The organism is uncultured Roseobacter sp., assembly GCF_947501835.1.
Lineage (GTDB): Bacteria > Pseudomonadota > Alphaproteobacteria > Rhodobacterales > Rhodobacteraceae > Roseobacter.
This window is the reverse complement of sequence record NZ_CANMXR010000042.1, coordinates 1-5,651: the sequence shown is the minus strand read 5'-3', so window position 1 is coordinate 5,651 and position 5,651 is coordinate 1. Positions and strand designations below refer to the sequence as shown.

At 55.7% G+C, this 5,651-nt stretch carries 9 protein-coding genes; 5 read left to right on the top strand and 4 right to left on the bottom strand.

The genetic code is table 11. From position 1 onward, the window contains the following. Positions 1-110: 110 nt before the first annotated feature. A complete protein-coding gene (locus tag Q1A20_RS25865) occupies positions 111-881 on the bottom strand; it encodes a glucose 1-dehydrogenase (protein WP_299919656.1) in 771 nt (256 codons plus the stop codon). 59 nt (positions 882-940) lie between these two features. Here Q1A20_RS25865 and Q1A20_RS25860 point away from each other — a divergent pair, with 59 nt between their 5' ends. Together Q1A20_RS25860 and Q1A20_RS25855 are read left to right on the top strand one after the other, a co-directional pair. After that, positions 941-1,894 (top strand): helix-turn-helix domain-containing GNAT family N-acetyltransferase, encoded by a 954-nt coding sequence (locus Q1A20_RS25860; RefSeq protein WP_299919655.1) that lies wholly within the window; start codon positions 941-943, stop codon positions 1,892-1,894. Between the two features lie 221 nt (positions 1,895-2,115). Next, the gene (locus tag Q1A20_RS25855; protein WP_299919653.1) at positions 2,116-2,433 is read left to right on the top strand and encodes an antibiotic biosynthesis monooxygenase; all 318 of its coding nucleotides are present in this window, start codon (positions 2,116-2,118) and stop codon (positions 2,431-2,433) included. Positions 2,434-2,832: 399 nt separating this feature from the next. On the opposite strand, the gene Q1A20_RS25850 is transcribed toward Q1A20_RS25855, so the two are convergent. Beyond that, positions 2,833-3,297, bottom strand: a complete 465-nt coding sequence (locus Q1A20_RS25850; protein WP_299919650.1) for a DUF2269 domain-containing protein — start codon at positions 3,295-3,297, stop codon at positions 2,833-2,835. A 234-nt stretch (positions 3,298-3,531) separates the two neighbouring features. Between Q1A20_RS25850 and Q1A20_RS26220 the strand changes: the two genes are divergently transcribed. Next, positions 3,532-3,744, top strand: a complete 213-nt coding sequence (locus Q1A20_RS26220; RefSeq protein ID WP_367180976.1) for a DUF4166 domain-containing protein — start codon at positions 3,532-3,534, stop codon at positions 3,742-3,744. After that, positions 3,737-4,849: a saccharopine dehydrogenase NADP-binding domain-containing protein gene (locus Q1A20_RS25845; RefSeq protein WP_299919648.1), complete on the top strand. Its 1,113-nt coding sequence runs from the start codon at positions 3,737-3,739 to the stop codon at positions 4,847-4,849. Before Q1A20_RS26220 ends, Q1A20_RS25845 begins: the two co-directional genes overlap by 8 nt. Here the strand turns inward: Q1A20_RS25845 and Q1A20_RS25840 are convergent. Next, the gene (locus Q1A20_RS25840) at positions 4,821-5,204 is read right to left on the bottom strand and encodes a thiol-disulfide oxidoreductase DCC family protein (protein ID WP_299919658.1); all 384 of its coding nucleotides are present in this window, start codon (positions 5,202-5,204) and stop codon (positions 4,821-4,823) included. The genes Q1A20_RS25845 and Q1A20_RS25840 overlap by 29 nt on opposite strands. Here Q1A20_RS25840 and Q1A20_RS25835 point away from each other — a divergent pair. After that, positions 5,085-5,486: a hypothetical protein gene (locus tag Q1A20_RS25835; RefSeq protein ID WP_299919660.1), complete on the top strand. Its 402-nt coding sequence runs from the start codon at positions 5,085-5,087 to the stop codon at positions 5,484-5,486. The genes Q1A20_RS25840 and Q1A20_RS25835 overlap by 120 nt on opposite strands. Here Q1A20_RS25835 and Q1A20_RS25830 read toward each other — a convergent pair. Then, on the bottom strand, positions 5,392-5,651 hold a 260-nt coding region (locus tag Q1A20_RS25830; RefSeq protein ID WP_299919645.1), incomplete at its 5' end, for a hypothetical protein. The two genes, Q1A20_RS25835 and Q1A20_RS25830, sit on opposite strands and share 95 nt — an antisense overlap.

Here is a 5,651-nt window from a genome sequence, read left to right as displayed (position 1 = left end):
GCATTTGGATATACACTTGGCTTCGCTGGCGTGGTTGACTGGATTGTCTGATGTCGGCTTGGTCCCGCGTTGACGACCTTGGCGTATAGAACCGCGACTGTCGGACCATCCTAAGTCGCCATGAAGCCGCCATCGACGGCAAGGATATGCCCGACAACGGAGGATGCCGCATCTGAGGCGAGCCAGACGACGGCGTTGGCCACTTCCTCCGGCTCTCCCATGCGACGGATGGGTAGACCTGCTGCGACGGCTTTCATGTCCATGACCTTGGATGACAGCATCATGTCCGTCACGACCCGTCCGGGTGCGATCACATTGATACGCACACCCTGCTCCGCCGCTTCCATCGCCGCTGATTTGGTCAGTGAAATGACAGCGGCCTTCGACGCGGAATAGATCGAAAAGCCCGGATTGGGGTTCTTCATCCCGCTAACCGACGCGTTGACAACGATCGCACCCCCGCGTCCTTTCATCGCCTGAATCTGGCGCCGCAGCGACAGAAAGACCGCCCGGACATTAGTGTCGAACACACGTGCGTAGACGTCCACCGTCTGATCGACCAGGGGGGCCTTGGCTTCCTGATACCCGGCATTGTTGAAAGCAATGTCCAACTGCCCATACTCGTCCAGTATGCTTTCGTGTAGAGCCTCGATCTGGTTCGGATCGGTCAGATCCGTCTGGATGAACGCGGCGCGTCCGCCCTGCGCCTTTACTTCGTCAATCGTTGCCTCTGCCTTGTCCCTACGCCGGGCCGCGATGATGACCTGTGCGCCGCGTGCCGCGAAGGCCCGCGATGCCGCCGCTCCTATCCCGGTCGCGCCACCTGTGACGAGGGCGACCTCTCCAGCGAAGGTTTCATGAGGGTCAGCGATGTCGTTCATGCTTGCGTCCTCGTATCGATCAGAGGTAGTTGTATCATACAACTATACGGGAAGCCAGTATGAAAGCCGACGCCGCAACCGACATCGAACGAATCCGTTCGGCCTCTCGCAGGTTGGTGCGGGAGCTCGGTTTCATGGAGCAAACCCTGGCGGGCACCAATCTGTCCCCGTCAGCGGTTCACGCCTTGATCGAGATCGCGGAAGGCCGCGCAACCACGGCGCGCGATCTATCGGACCTTTTGCACCTTGAAAAATCTTCGGTCAGCCGATTGTTGAAAAAACTGATCGAAACCGGAGACCTTGTCGAAACGCAGGATGAGGACGACTTTCGGGTCAAGCGATTGACCTTGACGACAAAGGGGCGTGATCTCTTTGCGGCCATCGCGAAATCGGCTCAAACGCGGGTTGGTCAGGCGATTGCGCCGCTTGCGGAGGACACCGTTCGCACCTTGATTGCTGGTTTGGAAGGTTATGCTGAGGCTTTGGCGCGCTCGCGTTCGGACAGCACGGCGCCTGATGAGCCGGAGATCGCCGAGGGCTACCGCCCGACATTGTTGGCGGGTGTCGTGGAGATGCACGCGCACTATTACAGCGGGCTGGTAGGCTTCAGACTGCCGTTCGAGACCAAGGTGGCGTCAGAACTGGCCGAGTTCATGACACGCCTTGATGCACCGATAAACGGCATCTGGCATGTGGCGTCGGGTGGCAGGATCAGCGCATCGATTGCGATTGACGGTCAGGATCTGGAGGGCGATATCGCACATCTGCGGTGGTTCATCGTGGACGACACCTTGCGCGGTACCGGCATCGGCAAGCGGCTGCTGGACGCGGCCATCGCCTTTTGCGATGCGCAGGGGTTTTCGGAAACGCATCTTTGGACGTTTCAGGGCCTCGATACCGCCCGCGCCCTTTATGAACGTGTCGGTTTCCAACTGGCCGAAGAAAAGGCAGGCCGACAATGGGGCGAAGACGCGATCGAGCAGAGGTTTGTGAGGATCGGTCAACTTGATTGATCGATTGGCGAGTTCTCACCGAACACGCTTTGCGTTGCTTTTAGGCCTGCCATGCAGAGAGCGGATAGTCATACGAAATTCGGTGATGGTCTGGAAGTAGCCCAATCCTACCAAGCCTCAGAGCCCATCCATTGCCTCAAAACCGTTGGTTCGACGCCGAGTAAACATGCAGCCGCGCAAGGCGGTGCGATAGCTGCTATACTGCTAGGGAGGAGGACTCGATGCTCAAGATTGATACAGCCGCCACATGTCAAACTGTCATCACCACGTTCGAATGCTCCCCGGGCACTTGCGCCGATCTAATGAACAAGTTGCAGGGTGCCTATCGAGACTTCGTCTCACAACAGCCAGGCTTCATCGCTGCGGGTCTGCACGTTAACGACGCGCAGACGCGGATAGCCAACTACTCGCAATGGGCGAAGCGCGAGGACTTTCAGGCGATGCTACGTAGCGAAGAAATGCGGGCACGGAACCGCGAGATTGCACAGCTTTCCACGCGCTTCGAGCCGGTGATGTATGAGGTAGCGGGGGTTTTCTGAGGGCAGTCCGGTGCTCGAAGAACGAGTGACCGCTTCGTCCCGCAGACCGTTAGTTTGAGAGCCCCAAGCTTTGCTGCCGCAGCGAATGTCTCCTTCGACGGGCCGCGCTGCAGCGTGCCCGATGGCTGGGCAAGGTCGGCTCTGGGCCGTCGGTGACGGTTGTCAGGACGCCAAAAAGTATGGATGCCGCGGCGCATCTGAAGTCCGGTAGGAGCCCCCTTTGCCGTTTTTCGGTGTCGCAGCGAATGTGTAGTATCGGGAAAAACGAAATGGCCGTCGAAATCTCGGCTGATAGATACCGTTTACGGCACGCCAAATCGCTTTAGCCGTGTCTACTTAAACCTTATCGTTTCCTAGGCAACTTGATTTGCTTTCATCCTTCGACGACTTCAAATCAACTCAAAAACTCGGCTTTGCGATCATCAACCAAAATACCCCTAGAAGTGCTGGAAAAGCGAGCGACCCCAACAGCACCCATTGCCTGAAGTAGCGCCAATAGCCTGCGGGGAGCTGCGAAAGATCGGTTGCGTCATGCGCTATTTTGCGCATTTTGACCTGTATCCAAACGACGGGTAGCCAGCATGCGCCTGCAAACGCAAATAAGACCAGCGCGACCCACAACCATGTGGCGTCGAACGTCCATCCCGCCTGCGATATCAGCAATGCGCCACTGATGAGTTGAACAAAGCCTGACGGCGTCGTGAAAATGAGATCACCCAAAACCACCATCTGCGTTGCGAATTTGATCGCTGCAAGATTTTTCGCCTTGTGCGCTGCAAAATAGAAAAATGCGAGCCCAATTCCGGTCCCGAACAGCACAGTCGAGCTGACGATGTGAATCCACTTTAAGACCAAGTATTCCATACCAACGGATAACCACCTAGAACCTGTGCAGACAAGAGGTGGCCATGTCAGAAAACGAACCATTCTTCGAAAAGATCTTTGGCGAAGATTGGGCGACCATGCCCGAGGTGTTTCACGCTCACTATGCAAACCGGACACACAGAGACGACGTTGTGCGTGTCACTGGCCTGATGGATATCCGGCAAAGCTGGTTGATGCGTTTGGCAGCCCCTCTGTTTCGCATGACCAAAACCCTTGTTCCGGTTGGAACATATAGGTTACAGATTCAAGCTGGGCCGACTGACCATGCGGCTCCCGGTGACGTGGCTGTTTGGCGTCCCCTCTGCATGGGAAGAGGCAATCGACGGCACTCATTTCCGCATGGAAATGACAATACAACATTGGCTCTTTGGGTATCTCTATTCATACTCCGGTGCGTTCGAAATCGATGAGGTAACCCTTGGCTAATTGTGCGCTCGTCCTTGGTGGTTACGGAAATTTTGGCAAACGCATTAGCGCTGCGATGGCGTCCAAAGGCATCCCCGTTTTGATAGCGGGACGCAACTTTCAAAAAGCGAGCGATCTAGCAAAATCAATCGGCCCCAATGCCACCCCACTGAAATTAGATATCGAAACAGAGCTTGCCCGGGCATTCAAGGAACATGATCCTTGTGTCGTGGTGAACACCGTTGGTCCGTTCCAAGGACAACGATACGATGTTGCCCGCGCCGCGATTGATCACAAGATCCACTATATCGATCTTGCCGATGGGCGGGAATTTGTGACGGGCATCAACGAACTAGACCAGCAAGCGCAAGACGCCGGTGTTGCGATTATCAGTGGTGCAAGCACAGTTCCCGCGCTCTCGGACGCTGTTGTGGCCGCCTATGCGTCGGACTTCGCGCGAATTGACCTGATGAAGTACGGCATTGCCCCAGGGCAAGGGGCCGAACGTGGTCTTGCGACGACACGCGCGATTCTTGGCTATGTCGGGCGAAGGCTGGCACCGTTCAAAGGGATCAGGTCCGACATCTACGGTTGGCAGGATATATACCGCCAACCTTATCCGGGTCTTGGTGCAAGGTGGATGGCCAACTGCGATGTCCCCGACCTGGACTTGCTGCCAGATCGGCATAACATCAAAACAATCCAGTTTTCCGCGGGGCTGGAGCTTGGCCTGATGCACCTCGGCCTTTGGGCTATTTCCCACCTCGTGCGACTTGGTCTTCCTCTTCCGCTCGAACGAATGGCCCCAGCTTTGTTGTCGATTAGCAATTGGTTCAATCCCTTCGGTAGCAAAGATGGCGGCATGCATGTGTTCCTGACCGGCGATAGCGCCGAAAACCCTGGTCAACAAATAGAGCGGAGCTGGTTCATTGTTGCACACAATGGCTGCGGCCCGCACATCCCGACGATACCAGCCATTATCCTCGCTGCGCGCATAGCAAAAGGGGATCAGCCTACTGCAGGTGCAATGCCATGCTTGGGGATGGTCTCCCTTGCGGACTATCTGTCAGAACTCGAAACACTGGACATCGAAACGATCACTCATCTCCGATCAATCGCGCCCTGAAACTAGGGCTTGGCAGACTGCACATGTCGGCTTTGCCAAATATGACGATGCGATTGCGGGCAACGCGTTGATAAATCCAGTCCCGGACTGGTCTCGGGACAAGCCAAAACACACGCATCAATTGCCCGATGCCGCCGACGGCCTCCCCCGCTCTGATCCAAGCGTCAAACGACGTCCAACACACGCCGTTTGCCAGAAAAATCCAGCTTTCGGGGTCCGTTGGGTCTATCCGATAATGCACCAGAAGCGCACGCCCCAAGGGAGACTGGACAGGGCAAATTCGGATATTGCCGATCTTATCAAAGCGATCAATCAGCTGCGCGCCGAAGGTACACAGCGCGCATTCACCATCCATCACAACAACTGCGAACGTATCGTCAAAAGAAGGTACGTTTTCATCCGCTTGATAGCTAAATGGATTGCAGGTACCGCTCATCTTGTTGCGTCTCCAGATGACTGCATACTTCTCTCTAACTGCTGTCCAGAAGAGAATGAAATGTCAAACCATGAAAGTCATTGGACCGTCATTTTGATAGAGAAACTTATCCTTGTTCGCTGCAGCATAGATTACGTATCACCGCCAAAAATGGACCTTGGCGCAACCGCAGCGAATTGGCGCTTTGTCCGCAAACTGTGAGCTCGAGCACCTTCTGATTTTGCGCCCGCAGCGAAAGTCCGGAATGGCGGGCTGCACCGCAGCATACTGATCGATTGCTGGATGTCTCCTTCTCTAATTGGGCGTTTGGGTCAAGCTCGTTTTCCTTCTTTGTTTGGGGCCGTTGTCGCTCATCCGGGTCACGCT

Coding starts and splice junctions, on each gene's coding strand:
- Q1A20_RS25865 (WP_299919656.1), bottom strand. CDS start 881: ATGAACGACATCGCTGACCCTCATGAAACCTTCGCTGGAGAGGTCGCC.
- Q1A20_RS25860 (WP_299919655.1), top strand. CDS start 941: ATGAAAGCCGACGCCGCAACCGACATCGAACGAATCCGTTCGGCCTCT.
- Q1A20_RS25855 (WP_299919653.1), top strand. CDS start 2,116: ATGCTCAAGATTGATACAGCCGCCACATGTCAAACTGTCATCACCACG.
- Q1A20_RS25850 (WP_299919650.1), bottom strand. CDS start 3,297: ATGGAATACTTGGTCTTAAAGTGGATTCACATCGTCAGCTCGACTGTG.
- Q1A20_RS25835 (WP_299919660.1), top strand. CDS start 5,085: ATGCACCAGAAGCGCACGCCCCAAGGGAGACTGGACAGGGCAAATTCG.
- Q1A20_RS25840 (WP_299919658.1), bottom strand. CDS start 5,204: ATGGATGGTGAATGCGCGCTGTGTACCTTCGGCGCGCAGCTGATTGAT.